The 20,296-nt window shown below is 60.8% G+C and carries 20 protein-coding genes; all 20 read right to left on the reverse strand.

Translation table 11 applies throughout. The features are described from left to right. Nucleotides 1-4: 4 nt before the first annotated feature. Complete coding sequence (gene nifB, locus CRO18_RS13070; protein WP_097082459.1) at nucleotides 5-1,501, reverse strand: nitrogenase cofactor biosynthesis protein NifB; 1,497 nt, start codon at nucleotides 1,499-1,501, stop codon at nucleotides 5-7. Between the two features lie 207 nt (nucleotides 1,502-1,708). Beyond that, nucleotides 1,709-3,586 (reverse strand): nif-specific transcriptional activator NifA, encoded by a 1,878-nt coding sequence (nifA, locus tag CRO18_RS13075; protein ID WP_097082460.1) that lies wholly within the window; start codon nucleotides 3,584-3,586, stop codon nucleotides 1,709-1,711. Between the two features lie 295 nt (nucleotides 3,587-3,881). Further along, entirely contained in the window at nucleotides 3,882-5,168 is a 1,287-nt protein-coding gene (gene rpoN / locus CRO18_RS13080) for an RNA polymerase factor sigma-54 (RefSeq protein WP_097082461.1), read from the reverse strand. A gap of 142 nt (nucleotides 5,169-5,310) precedes the next feature. Beyond that, on the reverse strand, nucleotides 5,311-5,655 hold the full coding sequence (gene nifW / locus CRO18_RS13085; protein ID WP_097082462.1) for a nitrogenase stabilizing/protective protein NifW: 345 nt from the start codon (nucleotides 5,653-5,655) through the stop codon (nucleotides 5,311-5,313). 13 nt (nucleotides 5,656-5,668) lie between these two features. Continuing rightward, complete coding sequence (gene nifV / locus CRO18_RS13090; protein WP_083952216.1) at nucleotides 5,669-6,835, reverse strand: homocitrate synthase; 1,167 nt, start codon at nucleotides 6,833-6,835, stop codon at nucleotides 5,669-5,671. A gap of 4 nt (nucleotides 6,836-6,839) precedes the next feature. Then, entirely contained in the window at nucleotides 6,840-8,051 is a 1,212-nt protein-coding gene (gene nifS, locus CRO18_RS13095) for a cysteine desulfurase NifS (protein ID WP_097082463.1), read from the reverse strand. A 7-nt stretch (nucleotides 8,052-8,058) separates the two neighbouring features. Beyond that, nucleotides 8,059-8,880: an iron-sulfur cluster assembly scaffold protein gene (locus tag CRO18_RS13100; protein WP_097082464.1), complete on the reverse strand. Its 822-nt coding sequence runs from the start codon at nucleotides 8,878-8,880 to the stop codon at nucleotides 8,059-8,061. 10 nt (nucleotides 8,881-8,890) lie between these two features. Next, nucleotides 8,891-9,211: an iron-sulfur cluster assembly accessory protein gene (locus CRO18_RS13105; RefSeq protein ID WP_076485413.1), complete on the reverse strand. Its 321-nt coding sequence runs from the start codon at nucleotides 9,209-9,211 to the stop codon at nucleotides 8,891-8,893. Between the two features lie 174 nt (nucleotides 9,212-9,385). Continuing rightward, a complete protein-coding gene (locus CRO18_RS13110) occupies nucleotides 9,386-9,841 on the reverse strand; it encodes a hypothetical protein (RefSeq protein WP_097082465.1) in 456 nt (151 codons plus the stop codon). Further along, entirely contained in the window at nucleotides 9,828-10,379 is a 552-nt protein-coding gene (locus CRO18_RS13115; RefSeq protein WP_097082466.1) for a nitrogen fixation protein NifQ, read from the reverse strand. Before CRO18_RS13115 ends, CRO18_RS13110 begins: the two co-directional genes overlap by 14 nt. Continuing rightward, on the reverse strand, nucleotides 10,363-10,668 hold the full coding sequence (fdxB, locus tag CRO18_RS13120) for a ferredoxin III, nif-specific (RefSeq protein ID WP_076485411.1): 306 nt from the start codon (nucleotides 10,666-10,668) through the stop codon (nucleotides 10,363-10,365). The genes CRO18_RS13115 and fdxB overlap by 17 nt, the downstream gene beginning before the upstream one ends. 6 nt (nucleotides 10,669-10,674) lie before the next feature. Next, nucleotides 10,675-10,878, reverse strand: a complete 204-nt coding sequence (locus CRO18_RS13125; protein ID WP_097082467.1) for a CCE_0567 family metalloprotein — start codon at nucleotides 10,876-10,878, stop codon at nucleotides 10,675-10,677. A gap of 152 nt (nucleotides 10,879-11,030) precedes the next feature. Next, on the reverse strand, nucleotides 11,031-11,501 hold the full coding sequence (locus CRO18_RS13130) for a NifX-associated nitrogen fixation protein (protein ID WP_076485409.1): 471 nt from the start codon (nucleotides 11,499-11,501) through the stop codon (nucleotides 11,031-11,033). Further along, nucleotides 11,501-11,986 carry a nitrogen fixation protein NifX gene (gene nifX / locus CRO18_RS13135; protein ID WP_076485408.1) on the reverse strand — a complete coding sequence of 162 codons (486 nt, stop codon included), beginning with the start codon at nucleotides 11,984-11,986 and terminating at the stop codon, nucleotides 11,501-11,503. Before nifX ends, CRO18_RS13130 begins: the two co-directional genes overlap by 1 nt. Next, complete coding sequence (nifN, locus tag CRO18_RS13140; protein ID WP_097082468.1) at nucleotides 11,961-13,346, reverse strand: nitrogenase iron-molybdenum cofactor biosynthesis protein NifN; 1,386 nt, start codon at nucleotides 13,344-13,346, stop codon at nucleotides 11,961-11,963. Before nifN ends, nifX begins: the two co-directional genes overlap by 26 nt. Before the next feature lies 1 nt (nucleotide 13,347). Next, on the reverse strand, nucleotides 13,348-14,925 hold the full coding sequence (nifE, locus tag CRO18_RS13145; RefSeq protein WP_097082469.1) for a nitrogenase iron-molybdenum cofactor biosynthesis protein NifE: 1,578 nt from the start codon (nucleotides 14,923-14,925) through the stop codon (nucleotides 13,348-13,350). Nucleotides 14,926-15,138: 213 nt separating this feature from the next. Beyond that, entirely contained in the window at nucleotides 15,139-16,677 is a 1,539-nt protein-coding gene (gene nifK, locus CRO18_RS13150; RefSeq protein WP_097082470.1) for a nitrogenase molybdenum-iron protein subunit beta, read from the reverse strand. Nucleotides 16,678-16,771: 94 nt separating this feature from the next. Then, nucleotides 16,772-18,277: a nitrogenase molybdenum-iron protein alpha chain gene (gene nifD / locus CRO18_RS13155; protein WP_097082471.1), complete on the reverse strand. Its 1,506-nt coding sequence runs from the start codon at nucleotides 18,275-18,277 to the stop codon at nucleotides 16,772-16,774. A gap of 83 nt (nucleotides 18,278-18,360) precedes the next feature. Further along, nucleotides 18,361-19,248, reverse strand: a complete 888-nt coding sequence (nifH, locus tag CRO18_RS13160) for a nitrogenase iron protein (protein WP_076485403.1) — start codon at nucleotides 19,246-19,248, stop codon at nucleotides 18,361-18,363. 431 nt (nucleotides 19,249-19,679) lie between these two features. Beyond that, entirely contained in the window at nucleotides 19,680-20,291 is a 612-nt protein-coding gene (locus CRO18_RS13165; RefSeq protein ID WP_097082472.1) for an inner membrane-spanning protein YciB, read from the reverse strand. Nucleotides 20,292-20,296 lie beyond the last annotated feature (5 nt).

Below are 20,296 nucleotides of genomic sequence, written 5' to 3' on the forward strand. Positions count from 1 at the left end.
CTCCTTAGGCGCGTTCGGCTTGCGCCGGGGCAAGCCCCATGCGCGCGCGGTAAACGGCGGAAACGGCGGTTTCGATGTAGTCATAGGCGTGGTCTTGCAGCACCGTGATGCCCGCCTCGGCCAGCGTTTCGCGCGGGCAATCGCCGATTTTCGCACAAAGCACCGTGTCGATGCCCTCAAGCGTGGCAATCACCCGATCCAGACGATCCTCCTCGCCCGCGCCATCGACACAGTAATTGTCGCAGCGGCGGTGGAAAGCGAAGCGCACACCATCGGTATCCACCTCAAAGACTTGGAATTCCGAGGCATGACCAAAGTGCTGGTTGATGCGCCCGCCGCCTTGGGTGGCCACGGCAACCAAAAGCTTGGGCGCGGTTTCAGCCACGCTCGCGCCAGTTTCGGCTTTGGCATCTTCTGCCGCCGCACGGCGATCTTCGCGTTCTTTTGCGACCCAATCTTTGTAGGTCTCGCGCGCTGCCGGATCATAGGCGACCTCTTCAGGCAGTTTGTCGAGGCTGAACTCTTGGCCGCGATCTTCGCCCAACAGCCCCACCGCATCGGCGCGGCATTGGCGGCAGTGTTTCATCAGGTTCGCGCCGCCAGCACAGGCTTCTTGCACCTTTTGCAGTTCTGCCGCGGTCGGGCCGCGCTGGCCGGTGAGGCCAAAATGCGTGCCATGCGCCGGGTCCGAAATCAGCGGCATGATGTTGTGGAGGAACGCGCCGCGGCGTTTGACCTCTTTGTTCACCTCAAGCAGGTGCTCGTCATTGATGCCGGGGATCAGAACCGAGTTCACCTTCACCAAGATGCCGCGTTCCACCAGCATATCGAGCGCAAGCATCTGGCGTTCATGCAAAATTTTGCTCGCCTCAACGCCGTAATAGCGTTTGTTGCCATAGCGGATCCACGGATAGATCTTCGCGCCCACTTCCGGGTCGATCATGTTGATGGTGATGGTGACGTGATCGACATTCATATCGACCAGTTCTTCAACATGTTCAGGCAACGCGAGCCCGTTCGAGCTCAGGCACAGACGAATGTCGGGAATATCTTCGGTGACGCGGGTGAAGGTCTCTTTCGTCTTTTTCCAATCCGCGCAGCTATCGCCCGGCCCAGCGATGCCCAAAACCGAAAGCTGCGGCACCTCATTGGCGACCGCAATCACCTTGCGCGCGGCTTCTTCGGGCGTCAGGCGTTCAGACACCACACCGGGGCGGCTTTCATTGGCACAGTCATATTTGCGGTTACAGTAGTTGCACTGAATGTTGCAGGCCGGGGCAACGGCCACGTGCATCCGGGCGAAGTAATGGTGCGCCTCTTCTGAATAGCAGGGGTGGTCTTTCACCTTCGCCCAGGTTGCCGGGTCCATATCTTCGGGCGCTTGTTTCGAGCCGCAGCCCGTTGCACCGGAGCTGGAGCAGCCATCAGAGGCCATCGCCTTTTCTAGCGCGTCTTTCGAACCGATGGTCAGCCCGCCGAGAGAGACGATATTTCCAGACATGGTGCTTCCCCTTGCTGTAATGCGCGTTCAGGGGATATCTAGCAAAGACCGTGCCAAGGCATTTTCGGGCAATTTGTGGGAGTTTGGCACGAAGTTTGTCGCTTGTCCGACAATGATTGTGCCAAGCTTTGGAACGAGCAGCGCCCGAAGCCGCATTTGGGCCTCGGGCGCGCTCCGGTCGAAACCGGGAGGACTAAGAGCCGCGCGTTAAATCCGGCGCAGTTCGATCTCGAACTTTTGCAACGCATAGGCGATTTGGCGCGGCGTCATGCCCAAAAGCCGCGCCGCTTTGGCCTGCACCCAACCCGCACTTTCCAGCGCCCGGATCAACTCATCGCGGGTGATGTTGGAGGTCTTGCGGCGCACCTGATGCACTTCTTCGGGTTCCGGGTGCGGATGATGTTCATAGGGCGCAGCGGCAGCAGGCTGCACCATGTGTTCCGGCGCGGGTGCCGCGACCGGGGGCGCCATTGGCGGCGTCGACATCGGCGGGGCCGCTTGGGGCGGTGGGGCCATCGGCGGCGCGGAATAGGCGGGCGGCGGCGAGGCAGGCGCGCGCACGCTTGGCGTGATCGTGCGGCCAGACGCCAAACCGCCGATGGGCGAGGCCCCCTCTTGCAAGCGGAAAAGTTCTGCCGAGAGACACGCCCCTTGCGAACAGGCAAGCTCGTTGGCCAAAACGATTTCCCCATCCGACAAAGCGGCGGCGCGGTTCACGCAGTTTTCCAACTCCCGCACGTTGCCGGGGAATTTGCAGCGGCAAATCTGGTCAAACGCATCAGAGGCGAATTTCACGTTCGTCCCGTTCGACTTGTTGAACCGATCCAAGAACAATTGCGCCAGCGGCTTAATGTCGGATTTGCGCTGCCGCAGCGGCGGCAAGACGATCGGCACGACACAAATCCGGAAGTAAAGATCGGCCCGGAATTCCCCCCGCGCAACCGCCTCTTCCAGATCGCGGTTGGTGGCCGCAACAATGCGCACATCCACTTTCAGCGTGCGGGTACCGCCGACGCGTTCAAACTCGCCTTCTTGCAGCACGCGCAAAAGCTTTGTTTGGAAGGTGGGCGAAATCTCCCCAATCTCATCCAAAAAGAGCGTGCCGCTATCGGCCAACTCAAAGCGCCCCTTCTTGAGCGCGTTCGCCCCGGTAAAGGCGCCCTTCTCGTGACCAAAGAGTTCGGATTCAAGCAGCGTTTCCGAAAGCGCCGCGCAGTTCACCCGGATGAACGGCCCCTTCGCGCGCGGCGATTGGCTGTGCACGGCCCGGGCAAAAAGCTCTTTCCCGGTGCCGCTTTCGCCGCGCAAAAGCACCGGCGTTTTGGTGCCGGCCACGCGTTTGACCTGCGCCACCACCTCAGAGATCGCAGGGCTATCGCCGATGATCCCATCAATTGTGACGGGCGGCTGGCTGATCCCGCGTTGATCGTTCATGCTTTGCAGCATCCGGCGCGTATCTTCGAGCGCGCGTTCGCGGTCGCGCGCCACCCGTGCACGGAAGGCCAGCGCTTGCTCCAACAGCGAAGCGACCATCGTCAGCACCCGCACATCGGCATCGGAATAGCCCGCGCGCTTGTGATCATGGCTGCGATAAGCGGCCAGCACACCAAGCACGAAATGGCTCCGCTCCGGGTCCCGCAGCGGCACCGCAATCAACGTCTGGCCACTGTCCCGCAAACGCGGAGGAACGGCCTCCGGACCGAATTCCTCTTCAAGATCAAAGGCCACGAACGGCACGGAAGAGCGAAACACGATCCGCGCCACCGCATCAGGCAAAACATCGGACGGTGGAGCATCGGGATCACGGCGGAAAGAGGTGGCCGCAATCCGATAGGGATTTACGCGCTTATCCTTGCCGTCAGGCTCGGCCAGCACTGCAAGCACCCCATGGCGCAAATCAAGAAAGGAAGACAGGACGTTGAAAATTTGCGGCACTACCGCCATCGGGTCGGGGGCACCTGCGAAGGTTTTCGCAATTTCATAGATCGCATCAAGCGCGAGCCTATCGGCGATCTGGCGGGCCGAACGCTTGCGCGGACGCGCCACGGGACGGCTGTCCTCAGAGACGGGCGTATGGTCGGTCATTGTTTCAGATCCCTGTTGCGGGCTAAAGGCGGCGTGGCGCAAACCCTTGGCTGAAGCTTCTCACTGCCCAACCGCATGCTTTGTGTCACTGCGCGAAAGAATCGCATCTTGCCACCTCGCTGCCGTGGCCTCCCCAAAACATCATGCGCTTGATCTGGGGTTTGCGGGGCCAGCAACTAGGGATCTGGGCGGTTATGTCGCTCAATTTTGCGTTCCGTCACAGGGCGGCGCACAAGTTTCTAGCGACAGGGCGCAGAGTGGCGCGAAAAGCGGCATTCTATATCTTGAATACGACTTATCCAGCCAATGCCGCGCGGCGGCGCTCGTAAGACGAAGCCAGCCCAAGCGTGGAGCGGTATTTCGCCACGGTGCGGCGCGCAAGTCGCAGGCCAGCCCGTTCGGCAAGCACCACAATGGCATCATCGCTGAGCGGATTGGCGGGATCTTCGTCGCCCACAACGCGGTTGACGAAATCAAGCGCCGAGTCGCGCGAGACCGCCGCGCCCCCTGCCCCGGTCGAGACCGCACGGGAGAAGAACGCCCGCAGCGGCAGGGCGCGCACCGGGGTTTGAATCATCCGGCCCGAAACCGCACGCGAGATGGTGGACGCATGCAAGCCAAGCTCCCCGGCCACATCTTCGAGCGTGAGCGGCACCAAATAAGCGGGCCCTTTTTCCAAGAAAGCAGATTGGCGCGCGACCAGCACCGCCGCCGTGCGCAACAACGTATCACCGCGCCGTTCGAGTGCTTGCGCCAAAGCGCGCGCCTCGGCCAGCGCTTTGCGCCGCTCCGCCCGGGCCGCTTTGTCGGCTTTGCCATCGGGCAAGCGGTCTTCGCGCACCGTGATAGAGGGCGAGGTGGCGCGGTTGAGTTCCACCGTCCAGCCCTCTTCGCCGCGAATGGCAATCAGGTCCGGCGGAAAAACCGGGGTCGGCTGATGGTCAAAGGCCAGGCCCGGCTTGGGGTTCAGATGGCGGATTTGTTTGACGATCTCTGGAATGTCAGAGACCTCACAATCGCACAAATCGGCCAAATCGGTGAGCCGATTTTCCGCCAAGAGATTGATATTGCGAATAAGGCACTCGACCTCCCAGGTCAGAATGTCTTCTTCGCGCGCTTGAATGATCAGACAATCGGGCAGATCGCGGGCAAAGAGCCCGGCCGGTTCAAAGCCCTGCAGCGTTGCCAAGACCCCCTCGGCCCGCGCGGTCGACACCCCCGCCGAAAGCGCGATGGTTTCAACCGAAGCACTCAGCCAGCCTGAGGGTTCGAGCGATTCCGCAAACCGCAGCGCCACCATCCGGTCGCCCGCATGGGTGAAGGCCATCTCAATTTGATCGACCACATGGGCCATTAGGCTGGGCTTATGTGCGGCGACCGCGGCAACGGCATCGAAATCCGCCCCGCCGCGCGCGGCAAAGGCTGCCGGGGCGCGATAGGCAAGATAGGGGTTTGAGGTCGCCTGTTCGTTGAGATGGTCCGACAAATCCTGTGACGACATGCCAAGGATCGCCAGAGAGTGGAGCATCTGCCCCCCCATCTGCATCGATTGGCGTTGTGATAGCGTCTGCACGAGGTCCATGGGATCATCCTATCTCAATGGGTCGGGCCGGAACGGCGGCAATGACTGGCCTGCGACAACGGGGCCGCGTGGCCATAGGGCGTATGCGCAAAAATGCAGCACGGATCATGCCAGGTGCGAAATATCCCGGCAGTCGCGCGGCTCAGCGCGGGTTAATCTTCAAGCTATCGAGCCCCACAAACTTATTGGCTTGGCGTGCGGCTTGGGTCTCAAACACTTTGAAGACCTTTTCCGCCAAAGGCGTGGAGGCGACAAAATCATCATGCGCGCGGGCGAGCGCTTCGCGGGTTTGGGCCAGCACTTCCTCTTCGCTCAGTCCCGAGAAATCGGTGCTGCGCAGGTAGCTGCCAAAGCGTTTCATGATATGCAGCCGCGCCACGTTGAGGATGTGGCGGTCGGGTTCCAGCCCAAGATAGGCGAACATATCCTCCGCCGAAGACAGCTTCATCAACGCGTCAAGCGTGGGGCTTTCGGTCTCGGTCGTCATCAGGTTTCTCCTTTTACTCTTGGGCGCTGGCACGGGTAAGGCGCGCCACCATACGGCGCAGATCATCGGCATTGGCGGGGCGCTTGGTGCGAATGGCATGGGCGCGCAAAAGCGGTTTGAGTTGCGCGGCAATCTCGGTCGACGACGGCAAGCCCGCCTCGGACAGCGCCGCACAAAGCCCCGCCGCGCCAGAGTGCTTGCCAATCACGATCTGACGTTCCCGGCCAAAACGCTCGGGCGCGCAGCGCGGGTCTTCATAGGTATCAGCGCGCTTCAAAATTGCATCGACATGGATGCCGCTTTCATGTGCGAAGACGAGCGCGCCAGTGATCGGCTTTTGCACCGGAAGCGCGCGGCCCGAAGCACGGGCGACAATGTCAGAGAGCGGATGCAAAGCGGTGAGGTCAATGCCCGTATGCATCCCGCCTGCTTCCAAAGCGGCGCCCACTTCCTCAAGCGCGGCATTGCCCGCCCGCTCGCCCAAACCGTTCACGGTGACGGAAAGATGCGTGGCCCCTGCATGGGCGGCCATGATCGTATTGGCCGTCGCCATGCCAAAATCATTATGCGCGTGCATTTCAATCGGCAGTTCAATCTTGGAGACCAGATGGCTCACCAGCCGATACGCGCCCAGCGGATCAAGCAGCCCCAAAGTATCCGCCAAGCGGAAGCGGATCGCGCCTGCGGCTTTGGCCACCTCAGCCAAGCGGATCAGAAAATCGGGATCGGTGCGGCTCGCATCTTCGGCGCCGACCGAGACCTCAAGCCCGCGTTGCGTGGCACAATAAACGAGTTCTGCCGTTTCGCGCAGGATCCAGTCGCGGTCCACCCGCAGCTTGCCCTCAAGTTGCGCGGTCGAGGTGGGGGCAGCGAAATGCACCCGTTTCACCCCGGTTTTTTGCGCCATATCGAGGTCATTCATCCGCAAGCGGCACCACACCACCGGAGCGGCGCGCTGAATTTCGGCCACGACGGCGCGGATTTCCGCCACCTCGTTCCAGCCCATCGCGGCGATGCCCACCTCAATCTCGGCCACTCCGGCACAATCCAGCGCATGGGCGATGGCGCGCTTTTCGCTGAGCGAAAACGCCACCCCGGCGGTTTGTTCGCCATCGCGCAGCGTCGTGTCGCACAAGGCCAGAGTTTGCGGGGTCAGCGGTTGGGCGTGGAGCATGGTCATCTCCTCACTGGGCAGCGGGCATTTGGCCCGGCAGGTTGGGGCCATTTTCCGACCAGAAGGGCGACAGCGCCCGCAGGTCCGCGACAATGGCGGGAAGGGTCTCAAGCAGACGGTCAATTTCGTCTTCGGTGGTGAAGCGCGAGAGCGAGAACCGCACCACGCCATGCGCGGCGGTGAAGGGAACGCCCATGGCACGCACCACATGGCTTGGCTCCACCGCGCCCGAGGCGCAGGCCGAGCCGGTCGAGGCGGCAATGCCCGCGCGGTCGAGCTTCATCACGATCCCCTCGCCTTCCACCAGATCAAAGGCGATGCAGAGCGTGTTCGGCACCCGGTCGCGCGGCGCGCCCAAAACGGTGCAATGCGAGATGGTGTTGAGAATGCCCGCCTCAAGCCGGTCGCGCAGCGCAGCGATGCGGGGGGCATCGTCAGCCAAACGGGCGGCGGCGATTTCGGCAGCCACGCCCGCGCCGGTCACGGCAGGCGCATTTTCCGTGCCCGCCCGGCGCCCGCGTTCTTGCTTGCCGCCGCGCAGCAGCGGTTGAAAGGCCACGCCTTTCTTGAGGTAAAGCACACCAACCCCCTTGGGGCCGTGGAACTTGTGGGCCGAGAGCGAGAGCATATCAATTGCCGTGCCCTTGACCGAAATAGGTGTTTTACCAGCGGCTTGCACGGCGTCTGTATGAAACAGCGCACCAAATTCATGCGCCAGTTCGGCCAGCCCCTCGACCGGGAAGATCACCCCGGTTTCGTTATTGGCCCACATGAACGACACCACCGCCACACGGTCCGACAAAGCGGCCCGATACGCCTCAATCTCCAGCCGCCCTTGGGCATCGACCGGGATACGGTGCACCTTCACGCCTTCATATTTCTCAAGCGCATCGCAAAGCTGCAAAATCGCGGGATGTTCGACGGTGGAAATAATCACCTCGCGCCGGCCTTCCTGCACAGCCAAAGCCGAGCGGATCGCAGTGGTATTGGATTCCGTGCCGCCCGAGGTGAAGATGATCTCCGCCTCGCTTTCCGCGCCAATCAGGCCCTGCATCGCCTTACGGGCCGCACGCATCCCCTTGCCCGCAGCCGCCCCAAAGGCATGGGCCGAAGACGGGTTCCCATACTCCTCGGTGTATAGCGGCAGCATCGCGGCGACAGCTTCTTCCACCACGCGTGTGGTGGCATTGTTGTCGAGATAGATGCGGGCGGCGTTGGTCATACTATCCTCAGGCGCGGGCGGTGGAGGGGATCAGACGGAACGGGCGACCGATGGTCTCCATGATCCTTTTTTGAACCCCGGCAAGGGTTTGGCTTGCCATCAGGCAGCTAGCGCAAGTGCCCGAGAGCCGCACAAAGACCTGACGGCCCTTGATTTCCAAAAGCTCGATATCGCCTTTGTCGCGTTGGAAGATCGGGCGCATCTCGGTGATGATCTTCGAGATCACCGAGGCGTCATCTTGGCTCACGGGTTCGACCGGGCCGGTCTCTTCTTCTTCGACTGCGGCAAGCGGGTTATTTTTAGCAATCAGCTCGCGCAGCGTCATGCCGGGCGCAGCCCCGTTTTGGCGCGCGGCCATAGCCGCCGCAGCAGGCGGCGGCGCGCGGCGCGGCTTCGGCGGCACGGCGATTTGCACGAGCGCGGGTTCCGCCGGGCGGCGTTCGGGCGCGACCGGGGTTTCCCCCCGGAAAGCGGCGATCGCGGCGGCCAGCGCCTTTTCCCCGCTTTCGGAACAGTGCATTTTCTCCGGCGGCAAACCGTCAAGGAATTCGGCGATATCGGCCGAGGTCAGGCGCGAGGCTTCATCAACAGATTTGCCCCGCACCAACTCGGTCAGCGCCGAAGAACAAGCGATCATCGAGCCGCCGCCGTGGCTCAGGAAGCGCGCCTCTTCGATCATTTCCGACAAGGGGTTGATGCGCAGCATCAGTTTGAGCGCATCGCCACGGGCAAGCGATCCGGCCTCGCCCACGGCATTGGCATCCTCCAACACACCCGCATTGCGCGGTTTGAAGAAGTATTCCTTGACCTTATCGGAGTAATCGAACATCGCGCGCTCCTCAGCAGAAGGATTTGCCGCAACCGCAGCTGTTTTGAGCGTTGGGGTTATCGAAAACGAAACCAGCGCCTTCGACATTGGTGACGAAGTCGATCTTCGCGCCGGTCAGATGTTCACGGCTGGCCGGGTCGATCAGCACATTGACATCGCCAAAGCTCACCACCTCATCATCGGGTTGGGCTTCCAGTTCCAGCGCCATGCCGTATTTCAGGCCCGCGCAACCGCCCGATTGCACCATAAGGCGCAGCCCCGCGACGGGCTGACCGGCACCGTCGATGGCCGCTTTGATCGCGCTTTGGGCAGGTTCGGTAATATCGATCATGACACTCTCCTGTGACTGATGATGTGCCTTTGGGCCGGTTGGCCGAGGGCTCATCAGAGATACAGCAAGCATCGTGCCAAGTGCTGGCCCCTTATTTTCGCAGGTTTTGGGCCAAGTCGCGTCTGACAATGTGGGGGGATTGTGCGGGTTACGACAAAGTTCGGGCCAAGTGGCCTACATGTCTTCCGCAAGGCCGGTTTCAAAGCGCTCTAGCAGCCACGCCCCGCCAAAACGGTCGGTCGGGTCAAGATAGGCCGCGATGGAAAGCACTTCGCGCACCAGATCGGTTTGCCCCATCCGCACCGCGCAATAGCCGATACCCACCAAAGCTTGCAGATAAAGACCGGGCGCAAAATCATGCGCGGTAAAATCGGCGTCTTCGGGGCGCACTTGGGCAGGGTCTTGCGGAATATTGAGCCGCCGCGCCGCCAAGCTCAAAATCACGCGGGCCTGCGGCAGGGCCGCTTCATAATCATGGCTATAGAAATAGAAGCGATATGCGGCGAGCCGCACCTCGATATCTTCCGGCGCCTCGTCCAGCGCGCGGGCAATTGCCTCGGCGCTTTCGACCGGGCGCGAGCGGGCGGCCTCTGCCCCCGCCAACAAAGATGTGGGGTCAATCGGGGGCAAAGCACTCGGCCCGTTCGTCACATTCATCGCATGTGGGCGACAGGCACAGCGAAAAGGCGCTGTCTGAGCAGATCTGGCGGTAGAAGAATTTCTTCCAACGCATGTTTTGATGGTTCGCCGCGGCAAGGCCCGGCAGATGCCGCCGGATGAGCGCGCCCAAATGCGCGCGTGAGGGCAGACCAAGGTCTTCCCACAAATGGCGATGTTCTTGCGCGCGCCGCGCCAAAATGGCGGCGAGCCAACGCGCCTCGGGGCTGTTCACCCCCGCGCGCCACAAAACGAGCATGGTGATCGCCTGTTCCTCGGCGCTTTGGCCGGGCGCAGGAAGATCAAGATCGGGAAGCTCTACGCCGGGCAGATAGGCATCGCGCAGCGCCGCCAAATCGGCGCCCGACAGGCCCAGCCGCTCGGTCAAAGGCCCCTGCCCCGCCGCCCGCTCCGCCAGCGCGTGGGAGAAGATGCAGACAAAATCTGCATCCCCCGCGAGCATGGGTGCCGGCGCCGGGGTGGCGCAAAACGGATCAGGAAAGGGCCGCATGGCTTTGGCATTCCGAAGGGCAAACGCGCGCGCAAGCACCGCAGCCAACGCAATTGTCGGCCTCGTCAAGCTGCATCACTTTTTTGACCACTTCATCTTCCACATCGTCCCATTCTTCGGAACCGACGCGAACAATGTCGCCATCTTCGGTGACGCCATAAAGCGCCATCACATCGCGCCCACAAACCTTGAAGCAGCGGCCACAGCCGATGCATTTCTCGGCATCAATATTCATCAAATAGACGGGGGTATATTCCGCACCACCGCGGGTGTAGGCCACGTTCGCCATGTGTAATTACTCCTGTGCTTTCTTGGCGGCTTTCACGGCCTTACGGGCCTCATCCAGCTCACGGTAAATTTCAAAAGTCTCACGCGCGACCTCGGGAATTTTCTGCCAGTCGGTCGGCAGTTCTTCCGAAAGATCGTGCAATTCCATCTTCGCATTGGTCGCGCGCATCGAGAGCTTCTTGGCGCGGGCTTCCAGTTCTTCCAAGGTCATTGGGCCGTCCTTGCTTTCGGTTTTTGACTCGTCGCCGCCCCCGCGCGCAAAAAGCGCGACAGCGCCGTGCGCCCACGCGAGGGGTGCAATTTCACGGGCTCAATCTCCCGTTTGATCCGTTTCACTTTCAGCGGTTGGATCTGGATCATCGCTTAGGCCTTCGCCGCTTCGGGGAATTCCTCGATCAGCTTGACCGCGTCATCGACAAGTTTTTCGCCCGCCTGCGCCAACTTCGCCCAGGTTTCAAAGCCAAAGCGGTGCACATCGCGCAGGTGTTTGGAGACAACGACCAAACGCCCGGCAATCAACACGACCCGGCCAAAGCCCTCATGGTGCATGTTTTGCATTTGCGTTGCCATGCAGCCGGAGCGCTTTTCCACCAAAAGCCCAACCGCATCATAAAAGCGGGTGAGCCGCCAAATCACCTCGGGCTCCGGGTCGCCGATGATCGGCATTTCGCGGCGCTCTTCTTTGGTGATGATGAACTCTTCCAGCAGGTCAATGTCGGTCTTGTTGTCCCATTGGCCATGCGTATCCTCGGCGCGGATCACGGCGACCAGTTGTTTCAGGAACGGGCTTTCGACCATTTCGCCGCCGCGCGGCGCTTCGGTTTCAGTGTCCATCAAACGGATTCCTCTTCGTCGAAATCGGCGGTGAAATCGGGTTTTTGATAAGTGCCAAGGATTTTGCGTAGGAACGGCGGCGGGCTGCCCGAAAGCATTTCTTGCACCTGCGCGATCACATCGGCGATCGGCTCGGGCTCTTTGCGTTTGATCGGATGGCAGCCCATTTTCACGACGCGCGCCGCAGACGGGCCCCCGATGGCCAGCGCAAAGACCAAAGCGCAGCCTTCAAGCGCTTCGACCTTGGGGGCGATCCGGTCGTCAATGTCGTCATGCTTGCCCGATTGCTCGGTCGCGGTGGAAAACTCATGCGCGGCGACAAAACGCGCGCCGGTTTTCCAGACCTCGTAGACCGCGATTTTGCGGGCCGAGCCAAAGTGCGCATCAAGGTTTTCAAGATCGTTTGAGGCAATGGCCACGCGCAGCGGCTTTTCACCGGGCGCGGGGGCATCCGACTCCTCAACAAGACGCAGGGTGCGGGACATGGGAGAACTCCTCAGGCAGGGGGGTTGCGCCGAAATCTTCCGGCCTTGGGGTGTGGTGAACCGATTGCACGGCATTGGCGATTTCGAACAAAAAGGCGCGGGTGCCGCGATAGCCGACGCGGCAGGCATCTTGCGCGCCGATCCGGTCGAAGACCGGAAAGCCCACGCGCACGAGCGGCAGATGCAGCGCTTCCGCCGCCATCCGGCCATAGCTGTTGGTGAGCAAAATTTGCGCGCCCGCGGCTTTCGCGCCGCGCTCAAAATCGCCCAGATCGCCCAAGATCACCTCGTCACACGGCATCCGCTCAATGACGGGGCTGTGCTGGGTGGTGGTCACGGCGGTGACGATTTCCGCGCCCATTTGCGTGAGTGTGCTGGCCAAGCCGAACATCAAATCAGGCTCAGCACCGATCGCCACTTTGAGCGCGCCGGTGAAGAAATGCGCGTCCAACATCGCATCTTGCAAACGCGCGCGGTCACGCTGAAGGGAGGGCGGCGGGGTTTGCGTGCCCGAAAGCTCCATCAGCACCCGCACGAAGGCATCGACCGCCTTGAGGCCCGTCACCGAGGGGAAAACCCGATAGGGCACCGCGGCCTTGTCTTCGATGATTTGCGCGGTGCCCCGCATTTGCTCGCCAATCGCGAGCGTGCAGGCGGAGCGCGTCACATCGGCAATGCGATCAACGGGCGTGCCGCCAAGCGAGCAGCCAGACCAATCCTCGGCCAAGTGCCCATCAAGCGAGGTGGAAATATCGGGCAGCACCAGCGGATTAAGGCCAAAAGCGCGGATCATCCGCACCAGTTCCTCAATCTCGGCGGGCGTCACATGCACGCCGGGCAAAAGCGTGACTTGCCGCAAATCCGGGTCGGGCGCGGGCGTCACCGGGACAAGCGCGGTGACCAAAGCCTCAATCGCCTTGGCCCAGCCATCTTGCATCCCGCCTTCAAAGTCAGGCGTGGCAGCATATACAACCTTGGTCTCGGCAAAGTCTTTGCGGCGGGACAGGATATCGCGCAATTCGCCCGCCACATCTTCGCCGCGGGTTTCAGTGAGCGCGGTGGAGGCAATGCCGATGAACTTCGGGTTCGCCCGTTTACGCAGGTTTTCAATTGCTTGCTCAAGCTGATCGGCCCCACCCAAGATCGTGGTGATCTCGTTCATCGCGGTGGTTTGCAGCGGGATCGCCTCTTTGAAATGGCGCACCAGATGCACCATGCCAAAGGCGGTGCAGCCCTGTGCGCCATGAAACAGCGGCACGGCGCGCTCGATCCCAAGGTAAGCCAAAGCCGCGCCCAAGGGAGCCGAGGCTTTGAGCGGATTGGTGGACAGCGCGCGGCGCGGGTGGGTCAGGCAAGCCATCTCAGCAATCCTCGAAATCGGTGGCGGAATTGGCCAAACCCTCAAGCGGATTGGCCGCGGCTTGCGGGGTTTGCACCTCCGGGCTGGCAGGCGTTTGCGGCACCAAGGTCGGCGCGCGGCCCATCGGCGCGGAAACATGGGTGACCGGGCACGCCCCAGACGGCGCGGGCAACACAGCGCCCCCCGTCAGCGGCACATCCCACGGCGCGGGTTCGCGCAAATCGGCCCAGATCGGGTTGTTCACGGACCGGTCGATGGCGCGGACAAGATCGACCATCCCCATGTAACCAGCGTAGGGCTCGTGCTTTTCTTGGTTCACATCGACCCAAGGCATCCGCGCTTTGAGCGCCACAAACTGGCTGCGCCCGCCCGAAAGAAGCACATCCGCGCCCGCATCGCGCAGCATGTCATACATCTCGCGCGGGGCCATGTTTTCATACATATGGTTCGCGTCGCCCATGATCTCGACCACGCGGGCGCGGTCGTTTTGGGTCGCTTTCCGCATCGAGGTGCCCACCACCTCCATGCCCAATTCTTGCAGCGCGGCGACGACCGACCAGGTTTTATGCCCGCCGGTATAAAGCAGCACGCGCTTTCCCGCGACACGGGGGCGCAGCGGTTCGAGCGCCGCCCAAACCTTCGCCTCTTCTTCGGCAATCAGCGCCTCGCAGCGGCTCAGCAGTTCGACATCAGCGCCCTGCTCTACCAGCAGCCCGCAAATTTTGCGCAACGCCTCCGAGGTATCGGCGATGCCATAAAACGAGCCTTCAAAATACGGCACGCCCCAACGCTCTTGGATTTTGCGCGCGACATTGACCAGCGCTTGCGAGCAAACAAGCATCGTCGCCTTGGCGCGGTGCATCTGCGCCACTTGGCGATAGCGCGCATCGCCCGAGATCGAGCCAAGAATACGGATGCCCAGCTTATCCAGCAGCGGTTTGACCTGCCACAACTCGCCCGACAGGTTGAAATCACCAATGATATTGATGTCGTAAGGCGTGGTCGTTTCCGGCTCAATCGTGCCGATCACGTGGTCCAGCAGCGCCTCACCGCCGAGTTTATTGCCAAGGTTTTTCGAGCCGACAAAGCCCGGCACATTCACCGGAATGACGGGCGTGCCCCATTTCTTTGCGGCGGCTTTGCAGACCACTTCAATATCGTCCCCCACAAGCGAGGTAACGCAGGTGGCATAAACGAACACCGCTGCTGGGGATTGTTCCTTGATCACCTCATGGATCGCACGGAACAGCTTCTTCTCGCCATGCCCCATCACGATATCAAGCTCGCTCAGATCGGTGGTGAAGCCCTTGCGGTAAAGGTCCGACCCGGAGGATGCGGCAGAGCGGTTGTCCCAACCATTGCCCCAGCAGGCCAGCGGCGCATGCACAAGGTGGGCGACATCGGTGATCGGTTGCAGGGTGATCATCGCGCCGTCAAAGGCACAGCCCCCCGCAGCCGCGCCGGGCGTGAGCTGTTTGGTACAGCCCTTCTTGCGCGCTCCGTCGGCTTTCGCGGTATTGGTGGCGCAGCCCGGTTCGTTCAGGACTTCGGCGACTTTGTTCTTCAAGGCTTCGGACATGAGGCGTCTCCCTGTTACAGAAGATGAAGCAAGAAGCGTGCCAAGCTGGATCTCACGCAAAATGCCTGCCAAGCCCCTGCTTTAATGCAATTTTCCGACTTGGCCCGAAAATTGTAGGATTGTCGGGTTCACGACAGCGCACGAAAACCCCGCCCTACAGATAGAAAAAGGCCGGCGGTTCGTACCGCCGGCCCCTTGGCAAAGCCCTGTCCCTTAGCGGGTCAGGTCGAAGCTCATGTCGGTTTCGCCCAGCGTGCCGGCATCTTGGTCGGCCTTCAGGAAGATCGCGTCGAGGATCTTCACGAGGACGGTCAGACCACCTTGGTAGCCCCAGGTCGGGAAGCGGTGGTGGTGGTGACGGTCGAAGATCGGGAAGGTCAAGCGGATCAGCGGGATACCGGTGTCACGCTCGAGGTATTTCCCGTAGGACGACCCGATCAGGAAGTCGGTCGGCTCGGTGGCGAGCAGCGAACGCATGTGCCACAGGTCTTTACCGGCCCAAACTTGCGCTTTGGCACCGAACGGCGAGGCGTCCAGAACCGCTTGCATTTGTTTGGCCCATTTTTTCGACCCGTTGGTGGCCAAGCAATGGCTGGGCTCGCCGCCCATTTCCATCACGAATTTGGCCATGCCGAGCACGAAGTCCGGGTCGCCAAAGATCGCGAAGGTTTTGCCGTGCAGGTAGGCTTGGCTGTCGGCCATAGCGTCGACGAGGCGGCCACGCTCCAGTTTCAGCGCATCCGGGATCGCTTTGCCGGTCAGTTCCGAGACTTTCATCAAGAAGCTGTCGGTCGCCGAAACGCCCATCGGATAGTTGAAGACGGCGGTCTCTTGGCCCACTTTCTCGACGACTTCCATCGTCTTGGGCGAGCACCATTCTTGCATCGAGATCGTCGCTTTGGCGTTGATCGAGGCTTTCGCGTCTTCGAGCGTGGTGCCGCCCGCATACATGCGGTAGGTGCCATCGGACGGGGTGTCATAAACTTCCGACACATCGCCAAGGATGGTGAAGCCAACGCCCATCATGTCGAGCATGCGCTTGATTTCACGGTTGTTGGCAACCGCATAACCGTCGAAGCCCGGGATGATGTTGATGCTGTCGCCCGCTTTGCGCTCCGCGCCTTCCCAGAACAGGTCGAGGAAGCCTTTTTGCGCGTTGTCGTAGCCATCAACGTGCGAACCCACGAAGGCCGGGGTATGCGCGAACGGCACCGGGAAGTCTTCCGGAACCGACCCTTTTTCCTTCGCTTGGATGATGAAGGAGTTCAGGTCGTCACCGATAACTTCGGCCATGCAGGTGGTCGAAACGGCGATCATTTTCGGTTTGTAGAGCGCATAGGAGTTGGCGAGACCTTCGACCATGTTGGTCAGGCCGCCGAACACCGCGGCGTCTTCCGTCATCGACGAGGACACAGCCGCCGAGGGCTCTTTGAAGTGGCGCGACAGGTGCGAACGGTAGTAGGCCACGCAGCCTTGCGAACCGTGCACGAAGGGCAGCGTGCCCTCATAGCCTTGGGCGGCGAACACGGCGCCAACCGGTTGGCAAGCTTTTGCCGGGTTGATCGTCACCGCTTCACGGGCGAGGTTCTTTTCGCGGTATTCCCAGGATTTGGTCCAGTCGCCGATCTGATGGATCGTTTCGGCGGTGTGACCGCATTCGTAGGTCGCCTTTTTGTTGGCGAGCATGTCTTTGTATTCGGGCTCATGGAAAAGCTTCGAATGGTCGAGAACCTTATCTGCCGACTGGGGCATGGGTCTGTCCTTTCATGGGCCGTCCGCATTCCGGGACGTGGCCAAAGGGGGGAGGAAGGGGGGCGGGCAAAGCGCCCCCCGCAAGCTCAATCGATTACTCAGCCGCGACAGCCGAGGTTTCCCACGGCGCGTCGAACAGACCCCAAACCGGGTTGTTGATCGCCATGTCCATGTCGCGCGCGAAGATCGCGAAGCCGTCGTAGCCGTGGTACGGGCCCGAGTAGTCCCAGCTGTGCATTTGACGGAACGGAATGCCCATCTTTTGCACCGGATACTTCTCTTTGATGCCCGAGCCGACGAGGTCGGGACGGATTTTCTCGATGAACTTCTCAAGCTCGTAGCCGGTCACGTCATCATAGATGAGCGTGCCTTCTTTGACGTAGTGGCCGGTGCGCTTGTAGTCGTCGTTGTGGGCGAATTCGTAGCCCGTACCGGCGATCACCATGCCAAGGTCGTCATAAGCGGTGACGACGTGGCGCGGACGCAGGCCGCCGACGTAGAGCATGACCGACTTGCCTTCGAGGCGCGGTTTGTATTTGGCCAGCACCTGATCAACCAGCGGCTGATACTTGGCGATGACGGCTTCCGCTTTCTCTTGGATCGACTCGTCGAACTTGGCGGCGATGGCGCGCAGCGAGGCGGCGATCTGCGTCGGGCCGAAGAAGTTGTACTCCATCCAACCGATGTTGTACTTTTCTTCCATGTAACGGCAGATGTAGTTCATCGAGCGGTAGCAGTGGATCAGGTTCAGTTGCGCTTTCGGCGCACGTTCCATTTCCGCCAGCGTCGCGTCGCCCGACCAGCAGCCGATCACGTTGAGACCCATTTCTTCGAGCAGCATGCGCGAAGCCCAGGCGTCGCCACCGATGTTGTAGTCACCGATGATGTTGACGTCGTAGGGGCCCGGCTCGTAGCTTTTCTTCGCTTCGCTTTCCGGCGCTTCGATCACCCAGTCACGGATCGCGTCGTTGGCGATGTGGTGGCCGAGCGACTGCGACACACCGCGGAAGCCCTCGCAACGCACCGGCACGATGGTCTTGCCGATGTCTTTGTTTTTCTTCTTCGCAACGGCTTCGATGTCGTCGCCGATCAGGCCGATCGGGCATTCCGATTGCACGGTGACGCCGTTGGCGAGCGGGAACAGCTCGTTGATTTCGTCAATGGTTTTTTCCAGTTTCTTGTCACCGCCGAAGACGATGTCTTTTTCCTGGAAGTCGGTGGTGAACTGCATCGTCACGAAGCTGTCCACGCCGGTGGTGCCGGTGTAGAGGTTACGGCGTTGGCTCCACGAGTAGTGGCCGCAGCCGACCGGGCCGTGCGAAATGTGGACCATGTCCTTGATCGGGCCCCAGACCACGCCTTTCGAACCGGCGTAGGCGCAACCACGGATCGTCATCACGCCCGGAACGGATTTGATGTTCGATTTGGTGCTGTCGCATTTCGAGGCGATACCGGTCACCGGATCGGGATCTTCATCGGTCGCGGTGGTCACCGACAGGTGCTTGGCGCGTTTCTTCTGGGCCTTCGCGGGATAGGCTTCGAGCACTTCTTGAATAAGGCTCTCAAGCTCTTCCGGGCCGCTCACGTGATCTTTGGCCATCCTTTTGGCGCTCCTCTCACTGGCGTGTTTGATTTGGGAGGTGGGGTGGGCGAAAAGCGCCCACCCGGTCAGCAAGTCAGCCCTTAGGCTTTCATTTTCGCTTCCATTTCAGCGATTTGCTTTTCGCGATCTTCTTCCGACTGCATGATGCCGAAGTCGAGCAGCATTTGCTCAAGCTCTTCCATGGTGATCGGGGTCGGGATCACGCCCTTGCCCGAGTTCTCGTGGATTTTGCGGGCCAATTCACGGTATTCTTGCGCCTGTTGGCAGGTCGGATCGTATTGGATCACGGTTTCACGACGCAGCTCGGCGTGTTGCACCACGTTGTTGCGCGGCACGAAGTGAATCATTTTGCAGCCGAGTTTCGCGGCCAGCGCTTCGGCCAGCTCGAGTTCGCGGTCGGTTTTACGCTCGTTGCAGATCAGGCCGCCCAGACGCACACCGCCCGAGTTCGCATATTTCAGAATGCCCTTGGCGATGTTGTTGGCGGCGTAAAGCGCCATCATCTCGCCCGACATGACGATGTAGATTTCTTGCGCTTTGTTTTCACGGATTGGCATGGCGAAGCCGCCGCACACAACGTCGCCCAGAACGTCGTAGGAGACGTAGTCAACGTCGTCATAGGCGCCGTTTTCTTCGAGGAAGTTGATGGCGGTGATAACGCCACGGCCAGCGCAGCCAACCCCCGGCTCCGGACCACCGGCTTCGGTGCATTTGATGCCTTTGTAGCCGATTTTCACAACGTCTTCGACTTCGAGATCTTCCACTGAACCGGCTTCAGCGGCGAGGTGCAGCACGGTGTCTTGCAGTTTGGTGTTGAGGATCAGACGGGTCGAGTCCGCCTTGGGGTCGCAGCCGACGATCAGGATCTTTTGACCCATTTCGACGAGGGCGGCGAGGGTGTTTTGCGAGGTGGTGGATTTACCGATACCACCTTTGCCGTAGAAGGCGATCTGACGGAGTTGGCTCATTGGTCTGGCTCCCTAAAGGTTTGGTGCGTTCATCTGTGGGTCGAGACGGTGCGCGACCGCGCTCACAGAGTAATAAGCAGGGAGTGTGCCAAGTCGGATTTCAGGAAATATCCCTTTTATTTCTGATGCTTGCAGAAATTGTCAGATTTGGAGCATAGCTTACAAATTGTCGGTTCCGCGCAGAACGTCGGAAAAAATGCGCCTTTTGGCGGGAAATTTCGGGGGTCAGATGCCTGACGATTTAAAAGGAGCACCACAAAAGGGCCGCGCCAGACCGCCGGGTGGGCGTCTGGCGCATGAGCTGTGCGCTTTATCTTGAAAAATCTTGTGCGGATGCGCGGGGCACCACCGCCGCAAAGCGCCCGCCCAAGGGGGCGGTCGGGCGCTGCCCGGGCCGCTGGCGCGGCCGTTCCGGGCAAATCAAAGGGAAATCACTTCTCGCCTTTGTCCTCTTCCACGCCATAGCGCGAGAAAAGCGGCGCTTGCGCGGCAAAGAAGCCCATCAACAAAATCGTCAGGCCAAAGGTTTTGAAGTTCACCCAGACGGTGTCCGAGAAATTCCGCCAGATGACCTCATTGGCCACCGCCAAGAACAGGAAGAAAACCACCAGTCGCTTGGTCAGGATCGTCCAGCCCGCAGGCTGCATCGGGATCGCGCCATCCATGACAAGTTGCAGCCACGGCTTACGACGCCACAACCCAAAGCCCAGAAGCCCGGCAAAGAGCATATAGATCAGTGTCGGCTTCATTTTGAAAAAGCGCGGGTCATTGAACCAGATCGACAGCCCGCCAAAGACCACAACCAAAACCAAGGTCGCAATCTGCATCGCCGCCAAATGCCCGGTGAGCAGCCAAAGCACCGCCATCGAGGCGACCAACACCGGCACAAAGACCGCCGTGGCAAGCACGAAGCCGCCGTAGCTTTGGCCCCAAAGTTCAACCGGGTGATCTTTGAACAGAAAGAACGCGACAAAGAAGACCAGCAAAGGCCCAAAATCGAGCGCCGCTTTCAGTTTTGCGGAAATCTCTTTTTTCTGTGCCATGCCTG

The sequence above is a fragment of the Rhodobacter sp. JA431 genome, assembly GCF_900217725.1.
Taxonomy (GTDB): Bacteria; Pseudomonadota; Alphaproteobacteria; order Rhodobacterales; family Rhodobacteraceae; genus Rhodobacter; species Rhodobacter aestuarii.